The organism is Sphingobacterium alkalisoli (assembly GCF_005049105.1).
Classification (GTDB): Bacteria; Bacteroidota; Bacteroidia; order Sphingobacteriales; family Sphingobacteriaceae; genus Sphingobacterium; species Sphingobacterium alkalisoli.
Map to the genome: position 1 here is coordinate 802,457 of NZ_SUKA01000002.1, position 24,774 is coordinate 827,230.

Below are 24,774 nucleotides of genomic sequence, written 5' to 3' on the forward strand. Positions count from 1 at the left end.
GGGGAAAAAAGTTTGTTATTTTTAGGCATTATGCTCAGTAATTATGAAAAAGAATTTAACCATCACAATTAGCCGGTTTTTTATCGCATTTTTAATGTTAATGGTAGTTGCACCCGTTTCTGCGCAATACTTTGGACAGAATAAAATGCGTTATAAAAAACTGGATTTCAAAGTTTATGATACACCTCATTTCAATATGTATTATTATTTAGATAATGATACGTTAGTAAGGTGGCTGGCCAAAGAGAGCGAGGTATGGTATGAATTGCATCAGCAGGTGTTTCAAGATACGTTTTCTCGTAAGAACCCATTGATTATTTATAATAATCACCCTGAATTTCAACAGACTACGGCCATTTCGGGAGAAGTGGGTGTCGGGACAGGAGGGGTGACGGAAGCGTTTAAACAACGTGTGGTAATGCCTATTATGCAGATTAATCAACAGACCAGACACGTTTTGGGACACGAATTAGTGCATGCCTTTCAATATCGTGTGTTAATGGAGGGTACCGATTCAACTCGTTTAGAAAGTATTGGCAATATACCGTTGTGGATGATAGAAGGTATGGCCGAATACTTTTCCATTGGTAAAAAAGATGCTTTTACTTCGATGTGGATGCGCGATGCTTATGTAAACAAAGATATACCATCTCTTAAACAGATGACGGAACAATCATACGATTATTTTCCTTACCGATACGGCCAGGCATTTTGGTCTTACATCGGATCCACCTATGGAGACACTGTAATTATGCCTTTATTTATAGAAACTGCAAAATATGGTTATGAAAATGCAATGCGTCGTGTATTTGGTTATGATGCGCAGACTATTTCTACCTTATGGAAGAATAGCATGGAGAGTACCTATCGTAACCTGAATAAAGACACTACCTCTAATCCGATCGGTGTTAGTCTAATAAATCGTACAAATGGGGGACGTATGAATGTTTCTCCAACAATTTCTCCTGATGGGAAATATGTAGTTTATCTTTCCGAACAAGATCTTTTTAGTATTGATCTCTTTTTGGCCGATGCGAACACAGGAAAAACAATTCGGAAGTTAGGTAGTAAATTGACAAATAATGATATCGATGAATTTAGTTTCTTAGAATCAGCAGGAACATTCTCTCCGGATTCTAGACAGTTTGCTTTTAGTGTTTTTAGCGATGGAAAAAATAAATTAATGTCTGTAGACGTGGAAAGTGGAAAGGTCGTGTTTGTTGAGCCTATGGCTGACATTGTGGAGTTTACAAATATTACTTGGTCCCCTGATGGAGATAAAGTGGCCTTTTCCGGTTTAAGGAATGGTCATAGTGATATTTATATTTACAACCTGAAGACGAAGACACTTGACCAATTGACAAATGATCTTTATTCTGATTTTCAACCCAGCTTCTCTCGTGATGGAAGATACATCGTATTCAGTACAGATAGGGTGGCTTTACAATCAGACTCTCGTTCGGTAGATATTCCAATGAATTTAGCTATAATCGATGTCACCACTAAAGAAATTCAGAATATAGAGATATTTCCCGGTGCAAATAATCTGAATCCACATTTTTCATCAAACGATCAAGAAATCTACTTTCTTTCCAATGGAGATGGGTTTCGGAATATGTATCGTTACTTTATTAATTCGAAGACTGTAGAAAAATTGACTGACTACTTCACGGGGATAAGCGGTATAACGGAATATTCTCCTGCCATGAGTATCTCTGCGAACGACGAAATCGTGTATTCTTATTTCAAAAAGAACCAATACACGGTTTACAAAGCGAAGAGTACGGATTTTGAGGCACAAGTGGTGGACGGTAGCATAATTGATTTTAGTGCAGCTATGCTTCCTCCAAATGTTAACCGGGGGATCAATGTTGTCAATACAAACTTGCAGAACTTTAACATGTTTCAGCGTATTGACAATACGCAGATAAATAATATTGAATACCAACCTAAATTTAAACTAGATTACCTAGCGAATAGCGGTGTGGGTATGTCTGTCGGATCTCGTTATGGTGCAGGTATTGCTAGTGGGGTTCAAGGGATGTTTTCCGATATTTTAGGATATAACCAAATTTTTGCGGCACTTAATATTAATGGCGAGATTTATGATTTCGGCGGACAAGTCGCTTACATCAATCAACGTAGTCGTTGGAATTGGGGAGGATCTCTTTCGCATATTCCTTATCGATATGGTTTCAATAGATACGAGCTAGAAGATTTTGGATATGGGGATGAATATTCGATTAATACCTATATGATTCGTCAATATCAGACGCAGTTTGATGCATTTGTCGCCTATCCGTTTAATAGGCACCATAGATTTGAATTGGGGGGAGCGCTTTCTAGATACAGTTACAGAATCGAAAAGTGGCGTCAAAGTTATTACTATGGTTACGGGGATCGTGAAAAATTATCTAACGAAGAAGCTAGAGATCTAGGTTTTGGCAATATGGAGTCTGTCTTTCTGCAACAGACCAGCGTAGGTTTTGTAGGGGATAATGCGGTCTTTGGTATTGCGGCACCGTTACAGGGATTTAGATATAGATTGGAATATGGTCGTGTATTTGGCGGATATGATTTTTCAACAATAAATGTTGATGTTCGTAAATATCAACGCTTTAAACCGATTACACTTGCGGCACGTGTGTATTCGTATATGCGAATTGGCAAAGATGAAAATGCTTTATACCCGCTGCATATCGGTTATCCACATCTTATCAGGGGGTTTGAAAACGGCGAAGAGATACGGCGATATGTGTTTGCAACCGAGACCTCGACTGAACCTATCGGCTCTACCTCGGAGCGTGATTTTAGGGGACTAAGTGGGACGAGAATGGCCGTTGCTAATTTTGAGGTGAGAGTACCTTTTACCGGGCCAGAGAAGCTTGCGGTTGTTAAATCTGCATTTTTGTTCTCGGATCTAAATTTGTTTTTTGATATCGGACTTGGATGGAGAAACAATTCCGTTATTAAGAATAAAAGAGGAATAGATGATATCGTATCCAGGCAGCGGGTGGAAAATAAGATTAATGAGGACGAAACTGAAGTGTATTATATAGGAATTTATGACGAAGATGTTAGAGTTCCAGTTATGAGTATGGGGGTATCCCTACGCGTAAATTTGTTTGGAGCAATGATTCTTGAACCTTACTACGCGATTCCTCTTAATAAGGCTCGTTCAAAATTCGGTACATTTGGACTAAACTTTGCGCCGGGATGGTAGTCTAACCTTTGAGTTTGCACGTAAGATGATGCGTGTTGAGGTTGTTAAGGTCGTTGTTTATGCTTAGGCATAAACAACGACTTTTTTTGTTTGGGGTGCCACTCTTTGTATAATATTCAACCAATTTGGATTATTTCTTCTAACAAGTCTTTCTTTTTGCATTCGTGTAAAGTGTTTTATGTCGTTCACACGTTTTTGTGCTGCTTCAAAAGTAGGGAGCTCCTCTATATATACTACTCTATTAAATTTAGGAGCAGTAGAGAATAAAGACCCGCGGGCCTGTTCGATTTCATGAAGTTTTAAATGTAAATCTGTGCAGTATCCTACTTCTAGATAATATCTATTGCTATCTGTTACTATGTAAATACAATGTTTCTTCATCTTATTTGCTAAATTATTTGGTTTTATATTTTTTCTTCACTAATTTTATTGGCACAATAATACTAATAATTTTAGTTTATAAAACTATATTTAAAAAAAAATATGTCAAACATCGCTTCTAATCTTAAATACTTAAGAAAAACTAAAGGACTTACTCAACAGCAGTTCGCTGATATTATGGATATTAAGCGTGCTTCTGTGGGTGCTTATGAGGAAGATAGAGCAGAACCTAAATATGAGCTGCTAAAAAAAATAGCTGATTATTATGGACTTTCGATGGATGAACTAGCTAACGAGGAGATAGATGGAAAATGGAAACCTGTGCCTAAAGGCAACGCTTCCAACTTACGTGTGTTGAGTATAACAGTAGATCAGTCTGACCGTGAGAATATAGAGTTGGTGCCAGTAAAAGCTAGTGCCGGGTATCTAAACGGATATGCCGACCCAGAATATGTAAAAGAATTATCAAAATTTAATCTCCCTATGTTTAACCAAGGTACTTATAGAGCTTTCGAGATCAGCGGCGACTCCATGTTACCGTTGCCATCGGGTAGTATTATTATAGGTGAATATGTTGAAAATTGGAACGATATAAAACCTGGTCAGACCTATGTGGTCGTATCAAAGGATGAAGGTGTAGTTTATAAACGTATAGCTTTTAAATATAAGGATGATAAGGGGCTTAAACTTGTTTCGGATAATAAGGTTTATGAAGCGTACTGGGTGGGAGCTGCTGATATTTTAGAAATATGGAAAGCTAAAGCTTTTATATCTATGGAATTTCCAGAGCCTGCTGCTGAGCCGACAATGGAAACGTTAACATCAATGATGGCCCAAATGCAAAAAACTATTAATTCAGTGGTAGATACGAAAAAATAATAGCAAGGATTTTTGGTTTTGTGAATTTTTTTATACCTTTGTGGTATCTGAAAGGAAGGGGGCATCGTATGCCCCCTTTTTTAATTCAATGATTAGAATATGCAAGTTGAACAAAGGGTAAAGGAATTAGTAGAAGAAAAAATTGGAGATCGGGATGATTTATTTATCGTAAGCATCAAAATGCAAAGCAATGGGGTGTTAGCAATTTTGTTAGATGGGGATCAGGGGATTTCAATAGATGATTGTGTGAAAGTAAGCAGGCATGTTGGTTTTCATCTCGAAGAGGAAAATGTAATAGAAACTGCCTATCGCTTGGAAGTTTCTTCGCCAGGTATTGATTCTCCACTTGCATTGTTGCGTCAGTATACAAAAAATATAGGACGTGATGTACGATTGAAGCTAGAGGAAGGGACTGTAAAAGAAGGTAAATTGATCGCTGCAACAACGCAAGAACTTACAATTGAAGAAAAAGTAAAAGAAAAAGGAAAGAAAGCTGAAATAAAAGAAGCTGTATTTCCCTTAAGCCAAATAAAAGAAACAAAGGTTTTAATTTCATTTAAATAAAAATGAGCAGCAATATCAATTTGATTGACTCTTTTCAGGAGTTTAAAGAGTTCAAAAATATTGACCGTCCGACGGTAATCACAGTGCTTGAAGAAGTATTTCGTAGTATGATTCGTAAACGTTTTGGTACAGATGAAAACGTAGACGTTATTGTAAATCCAGATAATGGGGATTTGGAAATTTGGAGAACCCGTGTTGTAATGGAAGATGGGTTTTCTGAGGATGATGATCTTGAAATTGAACTTGCAGAAGCGCATCAATACGACCCAGACTTAGAGGTAGGCGATGATTATATCGAGCAGATTACATTGGAAAGCTTTGGACGTCGTGCCATTCTAGCTGCTCGTCAGACGTTGGTTTCCAAAGTATTGGAGTTAGAAAAAGACGAAGTATTTAAGAAGTATAAAGACCGTGAAGGCGAATTGGTAATAGGGGAAGTGTATCAAATCTGGAAAAAAGAAATTTTAGTGCTGGATGAGGATGGAAATGAACTTATTCTTCCAAAAACGGAACAAATTCCGGCAGATTATTTCAAAAAAGGAGATAGTATTCGTGCAGTAGTTTCTAAGGTAGATATGATGAATAGTAATCCTAAGATTATTATTTCACGTACTGCACCAGAGTTCTTGCAACGTTTGTTTGAATTAGAGGTTCCTGAGATTTTTGATGGTTTGATTACGATTAAGAAAATCGTTCGAGAACCAGGAGAACGGGCTAAGGTTGCAGTTGAATCGTATGATGACCGCATAGATCCAGTAGGTGCTTGTGTAGGTATGAAAGGTTCTCGTATCCACGGTATTGTCCGCGAACTGCGGAACGAGAATATCGACGTAATTAATTTTACAACCAACCATTCGCTTTATATTACGCGTGCATTGAGTCCGGCTCGTATATCGTCCATCAAAATTGATGAAGATGGCAAAGCTGCTGCAGTGTATTTAAAACCCGATCAGGTTTCTCTAGCAATTGGACGCGGTGGTCATAACATCAAGTTGGCTGGAAAATTGACAGGTTATGAGATTGATGTATATCGTGAAAACGATGAAATTGAGGAAGATGTGGATATCGAAGAATTTGCAGATGAAATCGATAGTTGGATTATTGATGAATTAAAACGAGTTGGATTGGACAGTGCGAAATCTGTTTTAACATTGTCTCATGAAGAGTTGGTTCGTCGTACCGATTTAGAAGAAGATACTATTCAAGAGATAGTACGCATATTACAATCGGAGTTTGAATAATGTTGCGTTTGTATCACCAAAACAAAATGTAAATATTTGTTATTTGCGTGTAAAAAAAACATATTTTTGTAAAGACTAAAATTTTTAGAGGTTAATAATAGATGACAGAAGGTAAAAGTATAAACTTACTCAAAGCAGCAAAAGAACTTAATATAGGTATTGGGACTGCCGTGGAATATTTGGCAAAAAAAGGGTTTGAAGTAGAATCAAAACCTAACACTAAATTATCTTCGGATATGTACAATGTTCTTTTGCATGAATTCCGAGGGGATAAAATCGTAAAAGACGAAGCTAAACAGATTATCATTGGCAAAATTCGTCGCGATGAATCACCTTCAACAGGAGGAAGTGTGCCTTCTTTGGATTCCAATTCCTTTGAGAATGAAGATACAAAAGAGGTTAGAGAAATCTTAATCAAGAACGTAGCCAGTGCTGCCCCCGAATCTCCGGTTAAATCCGAACCTGCAAAAGAAGAAGATTCTGGAAATCATCTTAAAGTAGTAGGTAAAATTGATTTAGATAGCTTGAATAGAAGTAAATCTAAAAAGAAAGAAGAAGAAATAGCTAATCCAGAAAAAGCTTCTCAGCCTGAGAAAATCGAAGAGAAGAAAGAGGAACCAAAGCTTGTTAAAGAAGAGCCGAAAGAAGAGGAATCGAAAGTTGAAACGCCTAAAGTTGAAACTCCTAAACTTGAAACGCCCAGAGTAGAAAAAGCTATAGTAGAAGAGCCAAAGAAGGAAACTCCAAAAGTAGAACTGCCGAAAAAAGAAGAACCAACGCTAGCTCCTGTGAAATTGGAGGAAAAACCGGAAGAGCCCAAGACCGTCGTTACACCTGCTACAAAGACAGAAACTCCGGCGAAGCCTCAGGACGACGTAATCCGTGCTCGCTCCGAAAAATTAGAAGGACCGAAGGTTATTGGTAAGATTGTATTACCTACTTTTAAGCCTAAGGAAAAGCCAGTAGCGTCTTCTTCTAATGTGAACAATGACAACAAACGTAAACGGAAGCGTACCAATAAACCGAATACACCGGTATCTCCAAATGATCAAAACAACCAGCAACAAGGGCAAGGTGGTCATAATAGAGGTCCCGGCAGCAATACAAATGCACCGGGTGGAGCGCCACGTCCAGATAATAGAAACCATAGCAGACCTGGAGGTCCAGGAGGGAATCATCCTGGTAAAGGGCGTCCAAGTTTCCAGAATAGAGGAAGACAAGACGCTCCAAAAGAAGAATTATCAGAAAAAGAGATTCAGGATCAAATCAAAGCAACACTCGCCCGTTTAAGTGGGGCAGGTAAATCGGGCAAATTTGCACAACGAGCCAAATTGCGCCGTCAGAAACGTGATGATATAGCGACGTCTGCAGAAGAGGCTGCATTGGAACAAGAGATGATGTCCAAAGTGTTAAAAGTAACTGAGTTTGTTACGGCTAACGAATTGGCGAATCTGATGGATGTTCCAGTTACACAAATTATAGGTACATGCATGAGCTTGGGTATGTTTGTATCAATCAACCAGCGATTGGATGCGGAGACATTGACTATTGTGGCCGATGAATTTGGCTATAAAGTTGAGTTTATCAAGCCAGAGGATGAAGAAGTTGCAGAACTGGAAGAACCCAATACTGAAGCAAATTTAATCTCTCGTGCGCCAATTGTGACTGTAATGGGACATGTTGACCACGGTAAGACATCATTGTTGGATTATATCCGTAAGGCAAATGTAACGGGAGGTGAAGCCGGTGGTATTACGCAACATATTGGTGCATATGCAGTCAAATTAGAAGATGGGCGAAAGATAACATTTTTAGATACTCCAGGGCACGAAGCCTTTACAGCGATGCGCGCACGTGGTGCTAAAGTAACAGATATTGTTATCATCGTTGTCGCAGCGGATGACGCGGTGATGCCTCAGACAAAGGAGGCAATTAATCATGCACAGGCGGCAGGAGTCCCTATAGTATTTGCATTCACAAAAGTGGATAAACCAGGAGCGAATGCAGATCGTGTGCGTGAGCAATTATCAGCAATGAATATTCTAGTGGAAGAGTGGGGCGGTAAATATCAGGCACAAGAGATTTCAGCCAAGACAGGTTTAAATGTCGAACTTTTATTAGAAAAAGTGCTGTTGGAAGCGGAATTACTCGATCTTAAGGCGGATCCAACAAAACGTGCTGTCGGTTCGGTTATTGAAGCAGCTTTAGATAAGGGGCGGGGTATCGTTACCACGGTATTAGTCCAGGGAGGTACGCTCCGTGTGGGAGATCCTATATTAGCAGGTTCACACTCTGGTAAGGTGAAAGCTTTAACCAATGAACGCGGCGAACGGGTGAAAGAAGCAGGACCATCTCAACCAGTACAGATTCTGGGTATGGCTGGTGCGCCGACTGCAGGAGATAAGATATATGTTATGGAGAGTGAATCAGAAGCTCGTCAAATGGCAAATAAGCGTCTTCAACTGCAACGTGAACAGGGCATGCGTGCAACGAAGCACATTACCTTGGATGAAATTGGTCGTCGTTTGGCCATTGGTAACTTTAAGGAACTTAATATCATCGTTAAAGGTGATGTGGATGGTTCTATTGAAGCGTTATCCGATTCGTTATTGAAATTATCTACTGACGAAATCCAAGTGAATATTATTCACAAATCTGTGGGTGCGATTTCTGAGTCCGATGTATTGTTAGCGTCTGCATCAGATGCAATTATTATTGGTTTCCAGGTTCGTCCTTCACAAGGTGCACGTAAATTAGCCGAAGGTGAGCAGATCGATATTCGTCTTTACTCCATCATTTACGATGCAATCGAAGAGATTAAATCTGCGATGGAAGGTATGTTGGCTCCGAAATTTGAAGAGAAAATTGTTGCAGAGGTTGAGATCCGCGAAACATTTAAAATCTCTAAAGTCGGTACAATTGCGGGTTGTATGGTGTTAAGTGGTAAAATCAATCGTAACAACGATATCCGAATTATTCGCGAAGGCGTAGTAATTCATACCGGTAAATTAGCTTCGTTAAAACGCTTTAAGGATGACGTTAAAGAAGTTTCCTTTGGATACGAATGTGGTCTGAATATCGATCGATACAATGAGATTCAAGTAGGGGATATCGTCGAAGCATACGAACAGGTAGAAGTAAAACGTAAATTATAATAGATTTACAAACAGTAATATAGTGAAATCCTGGCCTTAGTGTCAGGATTTTTTATATCCCATAGCATTTATTTATTTGATTATTCTTTACGAAGACTTTATCTTTAAAACATGCATAAGTTTAGAGTGTCTGAAATTATTCAACAACCCAATCATAATATTACCATTCGCTTTGATGATATTAATAACACTTTCCCAACTTACAAAGCAGGTCAGTTTTTGACCCTGTCATTTTTGTTTGGAGATCGAGAAGTGCGGAGATCATATTCTTTTAGTAGCTCTCCTGCGTTAAGTGAAAAACCCGAAATCACGGTAAAACGGGTCGATAATGGCGAAATTTCTCGTTTACTGCATCATAAGATTAAGGTGGGAGATATCATTAATGTAATGGACCCCCAAGGATTGTTCGCATACGAACCCCGGCAGAATATTCCTAAAACTATCTTTCTTTTTGCCGCCGGAGTAGGAATTACACCTTTATATTCTATTCTGAAAACGGTATTAACGACTGAGAAGAAGAGCAAGGTAATCCTGATATATAGCAATACTGCGCAGCAAAACACGATTTTTTATGAAGAGTTGTTGGTCTGGCAAAAAAAATATCCAGAGCGTTTGAAGATAGAATTTATTTGGTCCAATGCCAAAAATTTGATACGTGCCCGACTCAATAGGGACTATATTATTGATCTCGTTCAAGCCAATCTTAGCGATGGAATAGAAACCGTGTTCTATACCTGTGGCCCTGTTTTTTATATGGATTTGTGTCGTTTCACCTTACTTGGCATGGGATTTCCAGATAATACGATAAAACGCGAAACTTTTCATTTCCCAGAAGAGGAGGAAGACGAAGATGAAAAAGAGGAAGAACTGGTAGACAAGTCAAGTTATGATATAAAATTGAAGTTCGGGGGACAAAAATATGATTTAACTATTCCGTATAACAAGACAATTCTCGACGTGGGCTTAGAGCATAAAATAAAATTGCCATACTCCTGTAAGTCTGGAATGTGTAGCACTTGTATCTCTCAAGTTATTGAGGGGGCAGTACGTATGGAATATAATGAGATACTTACAGATCGGGAGGTGGAAAATGGAAGGTGCTTGATCTGTACTTCACATCCTCTTTCAAATGGAACAACAATCGAAGTTATTTAGTGATTTATCAAGAGGGCACACTGATTATAATCGGATGATTTTTTTAATGGGATGAAAAAATAAAATGATGGCATACTATTTCGTATGCATATTTCCCAACGACTAAAGGAAGGCGATAGCAAGAATTTTTGGAAGGTAAATGAGCAGATTAAGAAAAGTTCTCGGTTAAGATAATTAGAGATCCTATAATAATAAACCTTTTTTTTGCGTTAGATAAGTAATTAATATAACCAATTAAAAAGGAGGTTGTTATGAATCTACTGTATAAGATAGAGCACTGGGGAGATACTCATCATCCGCGATGGCTTGACTATTTGAGGATTGCTTTGGGTATCTTGATCTTTTTCAAAGGAATAAGTTTTATTTCAGATACGGATGCCGTAGCCAAGTTAATTGCGTTGACTAATTTTCAACTATCGATATGGGGGGCAGTGCATTATGTTGCTTTTGCTCATCTGGTTGGAGGCATATTTATTGCTTTTGGATTGGTCACACGCCTGGCCGTATTAGTACAGGTTCCCATTTTGATCGGAGCAGTTTTCTTTGTTAATATAACCAATGGCTTTAGTTTTCTGAACTCGGAGTTTTGGTTAGCTTTAGTAGTGTTGCTGCTGTTGGTATTGTTTTTAATTGTCGGATCTGGAAAATATTCTTTAGACCATGCGATGCGTAAACCGGGTTATTTACGTAAGATATAAAAAGGGTTATAAATCTAGGTTTTTGCAGTTGTCAAGCTATTATTTTAAAAGTTTAATATAGTTGTCGGGATGGCAGGATTTGAACCTACGACCTCCAGCACCCCATGCTGGCGCGATACCTGGCTACGCTACATCCCGATAATGCAAAAATAGAATAAAAAACAGAAATAAAAAAATATCCTTAAAACTTTAGTACAATTGATTATTTTTTATTGATGACCTGTATATACAGCTCTTCGACTTTTTGACGTGCCCAAGGTGTTTTTCTCAGAAAGGTAAGTGAAGATTTCAAGCTTGGGTTTTCATTAAAACACTTAATACTTATTTGCCTACCTAACCCTTTCCATCCTCCATAATGGTCGACAAGGTATTCAATGATAGCGTCAAGCCTTTTGCCATGTAAAGGATTGTTGAGTTGTTCTTGCATTGGATAAAAATACTAAAAATACTACTACTCTTGATAAAGAATGAAACGAAGGACAGAAAATAATTTCCTGTCTAGGATCTCCACTCAGACTTTGTCTGCGGGTAAAGGTAGGTTAGCGTATGAAAGGAAAATCTGACATCGTCTATTCGCAGATATCCTTCAAATGCTTTAATGCTTTAGGCCAAGCTTCCTCAAAATATGCTATGTATTCGTCATTCGTATCTACCGCTATGGTAAGGGTTGTAACGCCGTTATGTTCTCTAAATGTGTAATTTTCTAGTGCACCAGCCCAACCTTCTATGGCCGGTCCCTCCGTAATCTCCATGTCGTTATGCAACATGCCGTAGTGACGAATAGAGATGTATTCATCCGGTACATGCTCTGCAATTTCAGCGATCATTCCTTCACATTTCCCAGTTTCGTCAGTTGATATAAAATATATCTTATCACCCTTATTCCACCCGCCCTTGAAGTCGGAGGTAGGATTAAATTCGGACGTCCATTGTCTGTAAGTTTCTCTTTCCAGCATGGTATTGAAAACCTTTGATGCAGGAGCTTGAATGTCGATATTATATGTCAATGTTTTCATCTTCTCTATTTGTTTGATAATCTATTTTTTAGGAAAATTTGGGTCTGTCTTTATTTCTTGTATTTGTTTGATATGTCTAGCACAATGCGCTGCTATAAACAAGAGGTTCTGATATCCGTCCACAGTTCCCGTAGGATAGTCGTTTACGTGGTCGCGTAGGTCATCAATATTCGCATTCTGTATATATGCTAATACAGGCTGTCTAGCTTTTATTAAATCTGTTATTGCAGCATCAGCGCTGCTGTACTTTCCAGAAGGTTGTAATTCCTTTGGTGCCTTGAATTTTTGACCGCGGTCTGCAATAATATTGATCAGATTTTCGTCTGTTTGTTGTACGTCTGCTCTCCGGCTGGGTTGAGCAGGTTTATCTAATTCTTTTTTTGCCATTTCGAACAGCATCTTTTCGGACAATATGATATGTTCTAAGCATTGGCTTATGGACCATTTTTCTTCATTCGGCTTGTATTGTAACTGATTTTCACTAAGTCCCGAAATCGCGTTTTTTAGATTTTCTGTAGTTTGGTTGAAAAATCGAATTAAAGAATCTATATTGTTATCGTTCGATGTTATTATACGACTACTATTCTCGTTGGATTTATACCCAAAGTCGGGAAGAATGAGGTCAGCTTCTTTTTTTAATTTCGTTTCATTACTGGCAATTACTCGTGCCTTTAAATTGTTTTCGTATAAGAAGGCCATTGCGAAGAAATGGTGAACTGCTATAATACCGAGCACAACTATAATTTTTTTTAAGATTATCATATTCATTTATTTTATTGATGTGATTACAATAGGTGTCTTTATTCTGTATTAAATTCCAATTTCCATCATCACGCCTATGATTGTAGAATTGATATCAATATTAGTGTTATTTTTTTTAAAAAAACTTGACATATGATAAGAAAAAATGAAGTTAGATGGCGGATACATCAGGAACTGAAAAATTTCACCCATTTATTCGTATCTGCTTAAGGACGGGAATGTGTAATAGGGGGCTAGGTTCTAAAACAATTAGACCAGATTCATTGTTCTGACTTTAAAATCATTTATCATGTGGAACGAGTTAGATAACAAATTGTATAGGTGTTTTAACTTTAACGATTTTTCGGAAGCATTTGCTTTTATGGTGCGTGTAGCTATGCTCGCAGAATCGCAAAACCATCATCCTATCTGGAAAAATGAATACAAAAGGGTAGAGATTTGGTTGACTACGCACCAGGCCGGCAACCAGGTGACGGATAAAGATCTCCAGCTCGCAGAAGCAATAAACAATTTATTGTCATGAATGCCGATAAGACGAAGTTCACAGTTTTAGGGGGGATCAATCAAGTGTTATTGTTGCTTGTGCTGATTTTTTTTATTCTCCATTTTGCAAAAGCATTTTTAGTTCCCATCGCGGTAAGCGGTCTGATAGCCATGCTATTGGTCCCTGTATGTGTTAAGCTCGAAAAATGGGGGATAAAACGAGCTTTAGCAGCGTCAATTACAGTATTGTTGACGCTTCTGCTCATTAGTACAGTTGTTTATGTCTTGATAAATGAGCTCATCAATTTAGGTACAGGTATGGCGGTTTTAGGAGATCGATTAAATACAATGCTTGATAATGGACATGCGTTCATCTCCGAACATTTCAACGTTTCAAAGGTAAAGCAAAAAGAGTATCTACAGCGTCAGGTTTCGGAATGGTCTGATTCAGCGGGTAAAGTTGTTAGCGGCGCATTTTTTTCGATCGTTTACATATTAGGTAACATGCTAATTGTCACCGTATACACAATTTTAATCTTGATTTATAGGAGTCGGATTAAGAATTTTGTTCTCCAATTGGTAAATAAGTATGCTGGAACAGGTGAAGTGGCTCACACCAAGTTTATTGTTGACGAAATTACACAAATATCTAGTCTATATGTAGGCGGAGTCTTTTTAGTTGTATTTATACTTTCAATTATCTATTTTATCGGACTGACCATCATAGGTGTCGAAAATGCCTTATTTTTTGCTATTGTTGCGGCACTGATCAATGTAATTCCTTATATCGGGTCTGTAGCAGGGGGAATAATAGTAGTTCTTTATACGTTGATCACAAGAGATACACTTACGCTTCCTGTCATCGTGACTGTATTCTTTACGGTTGTCCAGCAATTGGATAGCTATGTACTTACACCGAATATTACTGGCGGCAAAGTTCGGCTGGGTCCCTTATTTACCATAATGGTGCTCCTCTTGGGAGGTATGGTGTGGGGTGTGGCTGGAATGATCTTATTTATACCAATACTCGGTATCCTTAAAGTAATTTTTGATAACGTAGATCCGTTGAAGCCTTATGGTTATTTAATTGGAGATACATAACCTTTTAAGAATGGAGGATACTTATAGTTATTACTTTATCCTTTTTTGATCAGAGTGTTAAAGAGACAAAAGTCAAAGTACCTTCCATGTTCAGATGCCTAAGTAAGATGTAATTCTTGTCGCTCGCCCGTTGCACAGGCGCGGTATATCGCCTCTATGATCTTGATGTCTTGCAGACCAACGTTACCATCCACCGGTAAAATAGGTTTTTTTCCGTCGAGTATGATACCCGCCATCTCATCCATTTGAATGGTTTGGTGTGGTATATGAGGATGGTTTAGCTCACCTTTGTTTGTACGACCTTTTATCGGGCCATATCCGATTGAAGGTCTCATTTCCGCAAAGCCCTTTTCACCATTTAGAAAGAATCGATCTAGGAAACCCATATTATAGGTGGATAAACAAGATGCTACTGTGCCATTGGAGAAACCCAGCTGAAATTGAATAGTTTCATCTACTCCTTCTTTAAATTTGATAGGATCAGTTTTCGTCTCTTGTGCCGTTACCCACACCGGATCCTCGCCGACCATATATCGGGCACCATTTATGGCATAAATACCGATATCCATAAGCGAACCTCCGCCGGCCAATTCTTTATTGAGACGCCATTGGTTTGGATCTCCAATTCGAAATCCAGCTAGACCCTGAAAAAATTTAATATTTCCGAACTCACCATCATTTCTCATGCGGACGACTTCAAGTGTATTCGGTTCGAAGCGCATGCGATAACCGATCAATAACTTTACACCCGCGGCCGCGCAGGCATCTACCATTTCTTGCCCTTGTTTTGCATTGATGGCCATTGGCTTTTCGCAAATGGCATGTTTACCCGCCTTGGCTACCCGAATGACTTGGCTGTGATGGAGTGAATTTGGTGTAATGACATATACTGCATCGATTTCAGGATTATCCTTGATGTCGTCGAAGTTTTCATAATTATAACGGGAATGTTTTGGTACGTTATATTTATTACCCCATTCTTCTAATTTGGAAGGAGTACCACTAATCAGCGCTGTAATTTTAGCCCTCGTGCATGATTGCATGGAATTTGCAACTAGCTGAGCGTATCCTCCTAATCCCATAAGAGCGACACGTAAAACAGGTTTTTGCGTATGAGGCGCCGTCCTGCTATTGGTTTGTGAGATGGCATAGGAAGGCAAAATAGGTAATGTTATAGCTGATAACGCTAATTTTTGAAGAAAGCGACGACGTGAAGTACTCATATTTGTTGGTTTACATATAGTTTTTGATATAACAAAATGTTGGAAACATAGTTTTCATTGGTATCAGATTAATTGTCTTTACTTTGCGGTAATATCGCACAAATCAAATTTAAATATTTTCCTTCTTCTATAGTAATTTTATAAAAACTTTTTTAATACTATGTATGCAGGTGTTAACCAATTCTAACAATTTAAATAACAAAATGTTAGGTGCCATTAAATGACTTTGGTTATGCTTTCTTTTGGGGTATTAGCATCATTCATAGACCGAAGTACTCCGTTTAATAAATGGGTGACAAAATGAAAGGCCTTCAGCCGGGGAGACTGAAGACCTTTACTAACCAATTATAAACCTAAAACAAAGGTAGTGTATTTTGTACACTTACCAAAAATAATTTTTACTTTTTTTGAAGAAAAGACTAAAACAATGTGTAATGCGCTTTAATTCGATATTTTTTTTAAATTTTATTGTATAAAATAACTTAAAATAAATATGATTTAATGAGGTTTTTATATTTTTTATTCTTATTTAGGTGTCTGTTTTTGAATATTTACTCATTCTATTAGGTGAGTCTGTTGTTTTGGAGTGGTAGTGTTTTTTTTAGACTAGTTTTTCTGAAACTAGTTTAGATTAATTAAGAAATACAAGAGTGAACCTGTTAAAAGTAATGTGCAAATATAAAATATCCGATTATCCTCACGAGTATTCTTTCTATTTATATTTTTATAGAGGATTATCGCAATTAAAATGGCGTCGAACACAGTTAGAAATCCAATGATCCAGATCCAATAATACAAAAAGTTGTATCCGGATAAAATTCCGCCGTCGTGAAGAAACCAGGCGGTAATCAAAACAATCGGTATTATAAGCAATAATAAGCGTATGATAAGTTTTTGTTGTTTTTTCAAGTTGCTCATAGTTTATTTTATTACAAACTTAGGTGTTTTTTCTTGTGAGCGATCTAATGGTTCAATTGGACGAACTAAACCGGATAGAAAAACTTATAACTTAAATAGACGTCGAACCTGAGCATCGTTATATTTAAGACACTAATAAGTTTTAACTATCGGAATATAGAGTTAATTGATTTTGATTGAGCTTAGTAATACAGTAACTTTATATCTCAAGTGAGATCGGTATGAATCATTTAAACATGGAGACTACCGAACCATTTAATTATTAAAAGCTTGCTACGCCCGTAAAAATCAATAGATATAAACACCGTTCATTCAATAAAAACGTAAAAAAATGGAAAAAGAATCAAACGATATTAGTAAATGCCCATTCCATAATGGTGGCATGAAAAATAATGTAGGCGGTGGCGGCACCAGAAACCGTGACTGGTGGCCTAGCCAATTGAAGTTAAATATCTTACGTCAACACTCGTCCCTATCGAATCCCATGGGTGATGAATTTAATTATGCCGAAGCTTTTAATAGCCTTGATCTAAACGCTGTAAAAGCGGATCTTCACGCACTTATGACCGATTCACAAGATTGGTGGCCGGCAGACTTTGGTCATTATGGCCCATTATTCATTCGTATGGCTTGGCACAGTGCAGGTACATATCGGGTAGGAGATGGTCGTGGTGGTGCGGGGGCAGGGCTTCAACGTTTTGCTCCACTGAATAGTTGGCCGGATAATGTGAGTCTTGATAAGGCCCGCAGGCTGCTTTGGCCTATCAAACAAAAATACGGACGTAAAATTTCTTGGGCTGATTTAATGATTCTAACCGGTAATGTGGCATTGGAATCCATGGGCTTCAAAACGTTTGGCTTTGCCGGCGGACGTGAAGACGTCTGGGAAGCTGATGAATCGGTCTATTGGGGATCTGAGACAACTTGGTTAGGTGGCGATCTTCGTTATGGTCACGGCTCCGAAGGTGTACCAAAGGAACATGGCGTATTGGTTTCTGATGACGACGCCGATGGTGAAGTCCATTCTCGAGATTTGGAAAAGCCGCTTGCAGCCGTACAGATGGGTTTGATTTATGTAAATCCTGAAGGTCCCGATGGCAATCCTGATCCTCTCGCCGCTGCGAAGGACATACGTGATACCTTCGGTCGTATGGCGATGAACGATGAAGAGACTGTTGCGCTGATTGCAGGAGGTCACACCTTTGGTAAAACCCACGGCGCAGGCAATTCTGATTTAGTAGGGGCCGAACCTGAAGCTGCTTCGATCGAAGAACAAGGTTTGGGTTGGAAGAGTAGCTTTGGTACAGGAAAGGGAGCTGATACCATTACTAGTGGTCTAGAAGTTACCTGGACTTCTTCCCCGACAAAATGGAGCAACAATTTCTTCTGGAACCTATTTGGATATGAGTGGGAGCTGACAAAGAGTCCAGCTGGCGCACATCAGTGGAGACCAAAGTACGGCATGGGAGCGGATACCGTGCCGCATGCTCATGATCCAGCGAAGCGAATAGCACCAGCTATGCTTACCACAGATCTCGCACTTCGGTTTGATCCTGTCTACGAAAAAATATCTAGACATTTTCTTCAAAATCCGGATCAGTTTGCGGATGCCTTTGCCCGTGCATGGTTTAAATTAACACATCGTGATATGGGACCTCGCGAACGATACCTGGGACCTGATGTTCCACAAGAAGAACTGCTTTGGCAAGATCCTATTCCGGCGGTTGACCATATATTGATCAATGAACATGATATCGCAGCTCTAAAAGTAGATATATTGAAGTCTGGATTGAGTGTGTCAGAATTGGTTTCTACTGCTTGGGCATCGGCGTCTACCTTCCGCAGTTCCGACAAACGTGGTGGAGCGAATGGCGCTCGTATTCGCTTAGCCCCTCAAAAAGATTGGCAGGTAAACAACCCGCCGCAGTTGCACAACGTATTACGCATATTGGAGGACATTCAAAGCCAATTTAATGCCATCCAGAACGACGGAAAGAAACTGTCGCTTGCGGATTTGATTGTACTGGCGGGCTGCACTGGAGTTGAAAAAGCAGCTAGAGACGCTGGATTTACTGTTACAGTGCCTTTTGTACCAGGCCGTATGGACGCCTCGCAAGAACAAACTGACGTTGAATCTTTCAGTTATCTAGAACCTCTTGCCGACGGTTTTAGAAATTACTGCAAAACATCTCTACGTGTATCTACGGAAGAGTTGCTGATTGATAAGGCTCAGTTGCTATCGCTTACGGCTCCAGAATTGACTGTATTGTTAGGAGGTTTGCGTGTGTTAAACACAAATGCAGATAATTCCAATCATGGGGTTCTTACGTCCCGTCCAGAAATCCTTACAAACGATTTTTTTGTAAATCTGCTCGATATGAACACTGTTTGGAAGGCAGTAAACGACGACCAGGAAATTTATGAAGGGACCGGCCGTGTCAGCGGTGAATTAAAATGGATCGCCACCCGAGCAGATCTTGTGTTTGGCTCCAACTCTGAGTTGAGAGCACTTGCTGAGGTTTACGGAAGTGCTGATGCACAGGATAAGTTTGTAAGAGACTTTATTTCCGTTTGGAATAAAGTGATGAACTTAGACCGATTTGATTTAGCTTAGTATATTCGTAGTACTTATAGCACCTTAAAGCTTTAGAAATACAGCAGATAACAATTAATGTTTGCTGTATTTTTTTTATGAATTTTATGGGATGATCAGGTATCCGCTTCACAACAATTTGATTTGTTAGTATCAGAAATATTAATTTCTTGCCATAAGATAAGTACATACTGTGGTAAACCGTCTAATTTTAAAAAAAATAACATGAGTAGTAACTAGCATTAAATTATTCAATATGGACACACCCCAATCTCCCAAATTAGAGGTTATTATCCCAGCTTACCGAATGCATACCCAGAGCTTTTTAAATATTCTGGATGGAGTTACGGAGGAAGATGCGATGAAGCGCATAGATGGCCGTACGAATCACATGATATGGATGGCAGGTAATTTTGTTAATGTACGCTATGCGATAGCTCATGTTTTAGACCTTCAGGAAGAAGACCCTTATCAAGACCTGTTTTATATGGGTAAAACGCTGGACGAACACTTTTCTTATCCAAGTCTAAACGAACTGAAAAGTAACTTTCATACCATATCACCCAAAGTTTATGAACGTTTATTGGACGTAAAGGATGAGCAATTGGCAGAGGTTTTCCAAATAGATATGAATATTCCTTTCGTACGAGAAGATAAACTTAATTTTATTGGAATGTGTATTGGAAGACAGGATTATTTAGCTGGACAAATGGCGCTTATGAGACGTCTACTTAACTATCCCGGAATGAAATATGATGTGGATGAAAATATTTCATATTAATAGGTTTAAAACAGCAAAAAGGAATTATCCCCATGAGACAGTCTTAACACGTGAAGGGGTAGAAATGATTTAGTATGAACGAAGTTGAAAAATACATTTTGCAGTTTCCAGAAGAAGTTCAATATATTCTACGGAAAGTCCGAACCCTGGTTAAAGACAACGCTCCCGAAGCAGAAGAATTGATCACGTACGGAATGCCGGGCTATAAGACGAATAAAAAACCATTGGTTTATTTCGCTGCTTTTAAGAATCATATTGGTTTTTACGCGACGCCTTCAGGACATAGTGAATTTAAGGATGATCTTGCAAAATATAAGCAGGGAAAAGGTTCAGTCCAATTTCCACTTGACCAACCCATGCCCTATGAATTAATGGAAAGAATTGTAAAATTCAGGGTCGTAGAAAACATGAGCAAGACTACCCGAAAAAGAAAGTCGATTGCGTAGCATTGTTTTTTCACCCCGCGGGCTGATTTCGGTATTTCTTACCTTTTAAATTCCTTTCCATTGTGCTTTTACTAATTTAAATAGTGCATTAATACTTTTTTTTTATAGTTTTGGCTATTTAGAACTTTAAATAAAGAGATGTCGTTAACAAACTTGTCAAGACGCGTTGCGCTCGGAATAGACATAGGTGGGACCAATACTAAATTTGGCGTAGTAAATCATAGAGGAGAAGTCCTTGAAAAAGGAGGTCTAAGAACGGATGAATATCAAAAGGTAGAAGACTTCATCGACGCCTTATCTGATAGCGTTCAACCTTTAATCGAAAAATACGGTACTGCAGAAAATTTTGACGGAATTGGTGTAGGAATTCCTAATGGAAACTACTATACCGGTACTATTGAACAAGCTGCCAATTTACCGTGGAAAGGTATCGTGCCTTTTGGTGAGATGATGAAAGCTAAGTTCAACATGCGCTGTACAATTACCAATGATGCGAATGCTGCTGCACTCGGCGAAATGCTTTTCGGAGCAGCCCGCGGAATGAAAGATTTTATCATGATTACGTTAGGTACAGGGGTAGGAAGCGGAATAGTTGCCAATGGAAACCTCATCTATGGCCATGACGGCTTTGCTGGAGAACTAGGCCATACCATTGTAAAACCGGGCGGACGAAAACATTGGAGCACAGGATCCGAAGGAAGCCTAGAAGCATATGCTTCCGCTACAGGCATCGCTATTACGGCAAAAAAGATGAGAGCGGAATTCCCAAGTTCCATGCTTAACCAATATCCTGAAGACGCTATCAATTCTAAAACAGTGTATGAATGCGCAGTTAAAGAAGACCCCATTGCTATTGAAGTATTCAGGTATACAGGGCAAAAACTTGGGGAAGCTTTGGCTAACTTTGTGATGTTTTCTTCTCCCGAAGCAATTCTTTTATTTGGAGGAGTTATCAAGGCGGGAGACTTTATCCTTAAACCAACTAAACTTCATATGGAAAGAAACCTATTTCCGATATTCAGAAATAAAGTGAGATTAGTGTTTAGCGAACTTGACGAGGCAGACGCAGCCATACTGGGAGCAAGTGCCTTGGTTTTGGGATCGATGAAATAGATTCGTAACAACCTGTCATTATCAGCAATCTAATCACGCATCAATCTCTAATCTTGGTCGTCAGCAAGATAGATATCATGCACCAGAAATCGGGTTGTCGGATTTGGAAGAAGAATATCTTTAATGTCTTCTGAATCAATAGGGTAAAGCGTTTCTTGATCCCCGTCTAATAATTCTGAATCAGGAATTAATTCGTATATCGTTATATTATTAATGGAAGTTAATTCTTCCATTTTTATATATTTAACATGCTGTGATTTCCAATTTGATAATATTATTTCGGTAAATAATTGGTATGGATTATTCTCTTGATCTGACATGTTACCAAAATATAAAATAGACTTGTTATTTCAAAATTTATTATAGATCCTAGTGATAACGACGGCGAATAAAAATAAACCGCCGAATCCGTAAACTAATGGAAATAGATTTTGTTTAAATAAAAGAAACTCAATATTAATAAAATGGAAAAAAGATCGCATATAATCTACACCGACTCAGGAGAGGAGATTTTGTTTGAATATGCTATAGCAGACAAAGATTCAAATAGTTTTTTGATAACTAAAATTAGAAAAGACGGAGAAAGTATTCCTGACATTTTAATCAATCGTCCTAAGGACAATGATCAGCCTACTTTTAGGACCATGGAAGAAGGAAGGGAAACCGAAATAAGCGATGAAAATATGCCAATAATGAAATTTTGTAGATTGGTTCTAGCAGAGGAACTTGAACAAAATTCATAATTGCAAGATTAAAGGCTCGCACTTGTCGGAAGCATAGATATCATAAACTGAAAATAGGATTTTTAGATTTAGAGGAATAAACATGAAATACGAACAGTTAGGAAATAGCAGTCTGGAGATTTCAGCAATTACCTTTGGTGCATGGGCAGCAGGTGGTTGGATGTGGGGAAGTACCGATCGAAAGGATGCGATTGATGCGATCAGGGCTTCTTTTGATATGGGTGTTACATCTATTGACACCGCCCCCGTTTATGGACAAGGAGCGAGTGAAGAAATCGTTGGCGAAGCCATTAAAGGAATTGCGAGAGACCGTATTCAAATTTTAACAAAATTTGGAATGCGTTGGGATTTAGATAAAGGTAACCTCGCAATGAAAAGTAGGGATAACAATGGAAAACCGATCGATATTTATAAATACGCAGGAAAGGAAAGTGTTATTTATGAATGCGAGCAAAGTCTAAAACGATTGGGGACTGATTTTATCGATCTGTACCAAATCCATTGGCCGGATGATACTACATCAATTGAGGAAACTTTTGATGCAGTTGCCCGACTTGTTGAGCAAGGAAAAGTACGTCATGTCGGAGTTTGTAATTACAGTGCATCACAAATGATTGAAGCAGATAAGGTAGTTCCAATTGTATCGAATCAAGTGCCTTACAGTATGGTAAACCGTGGAATAGAAGAGGAAACATTACCATATTGTGTTGTAAATGGCAAGGCTATTTTGGCATACAGTCCCTTGCAACGAGGTTTGCTGACCGGAAAGATTTATCAAGGCTATCAATTCCAAGAAGGAGATAGTAGAGCCACGCTGCGGTATTTTCAACCCGATTTTCTTACAAAGACAAACACGTTTTTGGATCAACTAAAACCAATAGCCGAGGAACACAATGTCACGCTAGGTCAATTGGTATTGCGATGGACTGTCGAAAGGCCTGGCATTACTGTTGCCCTGGTAGGAGCAAGAAATGCTGCCCAAGCTATTGAAAATGCTGGAGCCTTTAAATTCGATTTCAATGAAGAAGAAATTGCCCGTATTAGTACGCTAGTCACCAATTTAGAACTCTAGCAACGAACCGATCCGTATTTTCTTATCTACTTCTTGGATTGTGCTTTTTTTGGAGCATCCCTTCATCATAATATTCTTTGACGGACGAATGATTCATGTTTACGCAATAATATTCAATTTTTGAGCAGCATTGCGAAAAAAATAGTATTTTTAGCATCTATGCTGTTAACTCTGATAATTTTTTCTTCTCTCTTGATTGTGTTAAGTGTTTTACCCTTCGTACAAAATCAGCATTGGATATTCAGAGGTGCGGAGTTTATCAAACTTCAGCTTTTACCGCTGCAGACTATTATTTTTCTCTGTCTTTTCTTCTTTACTTCAACTAATCCTTTATTGTGGTATTTGCAGGCTACCCAATTTGCGTTAATAGGTTATCATATCTATATTTTGGTACGTTATACTAAATTTTGGAAAAGAGCAAAACTCAAGCATCCAAACAGCTCTTCAGATAAGATCAAAATTATATCTTGCAATATTTATCAGTTCAATAAGGAATATAAACGTTTTATAGACTTAATTGAGAAAGAGCAACCTGATGTTTTTCTAACAATGGAAAGCAACAGTGATTGGGAAAAGGCCATGCGTGTTCTAGAGAATGATTATCCAAATTATGAAAAAGTCACGCTAGAAAATACCTACGGTATGCATTTTTATACGAGATTAAAATTAAATAACGTACGTACACATTATTTCGTGTCAAATGATATTCCCAGTATAGAAGCCGAATTGGAAACAAAAGACGGACACCGTTTTGTATTCTTCGGTGTGCACCCTCCACCACCAAGTCCTACGGAGGAGGACGATTCCAAAGAGCGCGATGGTGATTTACTGAGTGTAGCAAAAAAAGTAAGAGACTACAAGATTCCAGTATTGGTAACCGGAGATTTCAATAATGTTGCCTGGGCAAGATCATCAATCTTATTCAAGAAGACGAGCAGGTTAATTGATGCACGGATAGGACGGGGAATACTAGCTACGTTTCATGCCAAATATTGGTTTTTTAGGGTTCCACTGGACTTGCTTTTTCACTGCCAGCATATTTTTATAGAAAAGCTTTTTACTTATCCATCCATAGGGTCCGATCATTTTCCGATAGGTTGCACATTTTCCATCAACGAATACTCCGAAGAACAGGATGAGCTGGTCGACCATCTTGAAGAGGATGAGTTGGAAGAAGTAGATGAATTGATTGAAGAAGGTAAAGAAGAAAATAGTAATAATAGATAA

General features: G+C 38.5%; 22 protein-coding genes and 1 tRNA gene. 16 read left to right on the top strand and 7 right to left on the bottom strand.

From position 1 onward, the window contains the following. The first annotated feature begins 43 nt into the window (after window positions 1-43). Window positions 44-3,223 carry a peptidase MA family metallohydrolase gene (locus FAZ19_RS09050; protein ID WP_229707371.1) on the top strand — a complete coding sequence of 1,060 codons (3,180 nt, stop codon included), beginning with the start codon at window positions 44-46 and terminating at the stop codon, window positions 3,221-3,223. Between the two features lie 63 nt (window positions 3,224-3,286). On the opposite strand, the gene FAZ19_RS09055 is transcribed toward FAZ19_RS09050, so the two are convergent. Next, window positions 3,287-3,604, bottom strand: coding sequence for a GIY-YIG nuclease family protein (locus tag FAZ19_RS09055; protein WP_136820377.1), 318 nt, complete (start codon window positions 3,602-3,604; stop codon window positions 3,287-3,289). 102 nt (window positions 3,605-3,706) lie between these two features. Between FAZ19_RS09055 and FAZ19_RS09060 the strand changes: the two genes are divergently transcribed. From FAZ19_RS09060 to FAZ19_RS09085, 6 genes are all read left to right on the top strand, one after another. After that, window positions 3,707-4,483, top strand: a complete 777-nt coding sequence (locus tag FAZ19_RS09060; protein WP_136820378.1) for an XRE family transcriptional regulator — start codon at window positions 3,707-3,709, stop codon at window positions 4,481-4,483. Between the two features lie 99 nt (window positions 4,484-4,582). Beyond that, window positions 4,583-5,047: a ribosome assembly cofactor RimP gene (gene rimP, locus FAZ19_RS09065; protein ID WP_136820379.1), complete on the top strand. Its 465-nt coding sequence runs from the start codon at window positions 4,583-4,585 to the stop codon at window positions 5,045-5,047. Between the two features lie 2 nt (window positions 5,048-5,049). Then, a complete protein-coding gene (gene nusA / locus FAZ19_RS09070; RefSeq protein ID WP_136820380.1) occupies window positions 5,050-6,288 on the top strand; it encodes a transcription termination factor NusA in 1,239 nt (412 codons plus the stop codon). A gap of 101 nt (window positions 6,289-6,389) precedes the next feature. Then, entirely contained in the window at window positions 6,390-9,443 is a 3,054-nt protein-coding gene (gene infB / locus FAZ19_RS09075; RefSeq protein ID WP_136820381.1) for a translation initiation factor IF-2, read from the top strand. 111 nt (window positions 9,444-9,554) lie between these two features. Next, window positions 9,555-10,598, top strand: a complete 1,044-nt coding sequence (locus tag FAZ19_RS09080) for a ferredoxin--NADP reductase (protein WP_136820382.1) — start codon at window positions 9,555-9,557, stop codon at window positions 10,596-10,598. A 251-nt stretch (window positions 10,599-10,849) separates the two neighbouring features. Further along, entirely contained in the window at window positions 10,850-11,296 is a 447-nt protein-coding gene (locus tag FAZ19_RS09085; protein ID WP_136820383.1) for a DoxX family protein, read from the top strand. Window positions 11,297-11,360: 64 nt separating this feature from the next. Here FAZ19_RS09085 and FAZ19_RS09090 read toward each other — a convergent pair. From FAZ19_RS09090 to FAZ19_RS09105, 4 genes are all read right to left on the bottom strand, one after another. Next, a tRNA-Pro gene (locus FAZ19_RS09090) sits at window positions 11,361-11,434 on the bottom strand. A 64-nt stretch (window positions 11,435-11,498) separates the two neighbouring features. Further along, the gene (locus tag FAZ19_RS09095; RefSeq protein ID WP_136820384.1) at window positions 11,499-11,723 is read right to left on the bottom strand and encodes a VF530 family protein; all 225 of its coding nucleotides are present in this window, start codon (window positions 11,721-11,723) and stop codon (window positions 11,499-11,501) included. Between the two features lie 142 nt (window positions 11,724-11,865). Further along, complete coding sequence (locus FAZ19_RS09100) at window positions 11,866-12,312, bottom strand: SRPBCC family protein (protein ID WP_136820385.1); 447 nt, start codon at window positions 12,310-12,312, stop codon at window positions 11,866-11,868. A 21-nt stretch (window positions 12,313-12,333) separates the two neighbouring features. After that, window positions 12,334-13,074 carry a DinB family protein gene (locus FAZ19_RS09105; RefSeq protein WP_169305614.1) on the bottom strand — a complete coding sequence of 247 codons (741 nt, stop codon included), beginning with the start codon at window positions 13,072-13,074 and terminating at the stop codon, window positions 12,334-12,336. Window positions 13,075-13,363: 289 nt separating this feature from the next. Between FAZ19_RS09105 and FAZ19_RS09110 the strand changes: the two genes are divergently transcribed. Both FAZ19_RS09110 and FAZ19_RS09115 read left to right on the top strand, forming a co-directional pair. After that, the gene (locus FAZ19_RS09110; protein ID WP_136820387.1) at window positions 13,364-13,597 is read left to right on the top strand and encodes a 4a-hydroxytetrahydrobiopterin dehydratase; all 234 of its coding nucleotides are present in this window, start codon (window positions 13,364-13,366) and stop codon (window positions 13,595-13,597) included. Then, on the top strand, window positions 13,594-14,658 hold the full coding sequence (locus FAZ19_RS09115; protein WP_136820388.1) for an AI-2E family transporter: 1,065 nt from the start codon (window positions 13,594-13,596) through the stop codon (window positions 14,656-14,658). The genes FAZ19_RS09110 and FAZ19_RS09115 overlap by 4 nt, the downstream gene beginning before the upstream one ends. A gap of 98 nt (window positions 14,659-14,756) precedes the next feature. On the opposite strand, the gene FAZ19_RS09120 is transcribed toward FAZ19_RS09115, so the two are convergent. Further along, window positions 14,757-15,881 carry a Gfo/Idh/MocA family protein gene (locus FAZ19_RS09120; RefSeq protein ID WP_136820389.1) on the bottom strand — a complete coding sequence of 375 codons (1,125 nt, stop codon included), beginning with the start codon at window positions 15,879-15,881 and terminating at the stop codon, window positions 14,757-14,759. A gap of 1,249 nt (window positions 15,882-17,130) precedes the next feature. Between FAZ19_RS09120 and katG the strand changes: the two genes are divergently transcribed. From katG to FAZ19_RS09140, 4 genes are all read left to right on the top strand, one after another. After that, entirely contained in the window at window positions 17,131-19,413 is a 2,283-nt protein-coding gene (katG, locus tag FAZ19_RS09125; RefSeq protein WP_136820390.1) for a catalase/peroxidase HPI, read from the top strand. A 235-nt stretch (window positions 19,414-19,648) separates the two neighbouring features. Continuing rightward, complete coding sequence (locus FAZ19_RS09130) at window positions 19,649-20,173, top strand: DinB family protein (RefSeq protein WP_136820391.1); 525 nt, start codon at window positions 19,649-19,651, stop codon at window positions 20,171-20,173. Between the two features lie 74 nt (window positions 20,174-20,247). After that, on the top strand, window positions 20,248-20,619 hold the full coding sequence (locus FAZ19_RS09135) for an iron chaperone (RefSeq protein ID WP_136820392.1): 372 nt from the start codon (window positions 20,248-20,250) through the stop codon (window positions 20,617-20,619). Window positions 20,620-20,757: 138 nt separating this feature from the next. Continuing rightward, window positions 20,758-21,732 (top strand): ROK family protein, encoded by a 975-nt coding sequence (locus FAZ19_RS09140; RefSeq protein WP_136820393.1) that lies wholly within the window; start codon window positions 20,758-20,760, stop codon window positions 21,730-21,732. Between the two features lie 47 nt (window positions 21,733-21,779). On the opposite strand, the gene FAZ19_RS09145 is transcribed toward FAZ19_RS09140, so the two are convergent. After that, window positions 21,780-22,052 (bottom strand): hypothetical protein, encoded by a 273-nt coding sequence (locus FAZ19_RS09145; protein ID WP_136820394.1) that lies wholly within the window; start codon window positions 22,050-22,052, stop codon window positions 21,780-21,782. A 144-nt stretch (window positions 22,053-22,196) separates the two neighbouring features. Here FAZ19_RS09145 and FAZ19_RS09150 point away from each other — a divergent pair, with 144 nt between their 5' ends. The 3 genes from FAZ19_RS09150 to FAZ19_RS09160 all read left to right on the top strand — a co-directional run bounded on the left by FAZ19_RS09150 (window position 22,197) and on the right by FAZ19_RS09160 (window position 24,774). Then, complete coding sequence (locus FAZ19_RS09150) at window positions 22,197-22,475, top strand: hypothetical protein (RefSeq protein WP_136820395.1); 279 nt, start codon at window positions 22,197-22,199, stop codon at window positions 22,473-22,475. Between the two features lie 82 nt (window positions 22,476-22,557). Continuing rightward, window positions 22,558-23,547, top strand: a complete 990-nt coding sequence (locus FAZ19_RS09155) for an aldo/keto reductase (protein WP_136820396.1) — start codon at window positions 22,558-22,560, stop codon at window positions 23,545-23,547. A gap of 198 nt (window positions 23,548-23,745) precedes the next feature. Beyond that, window positions 23,746-24,774, top strand: a complete 1,029-nt coding sequence (locus tag FAZ19_RS09160; protein WP_211245465.1) for an endonuclease/exonuclease/phosphatase family protein — start codon at window positions 23,746-23,748, stop codon at window positions 24,772-24,774.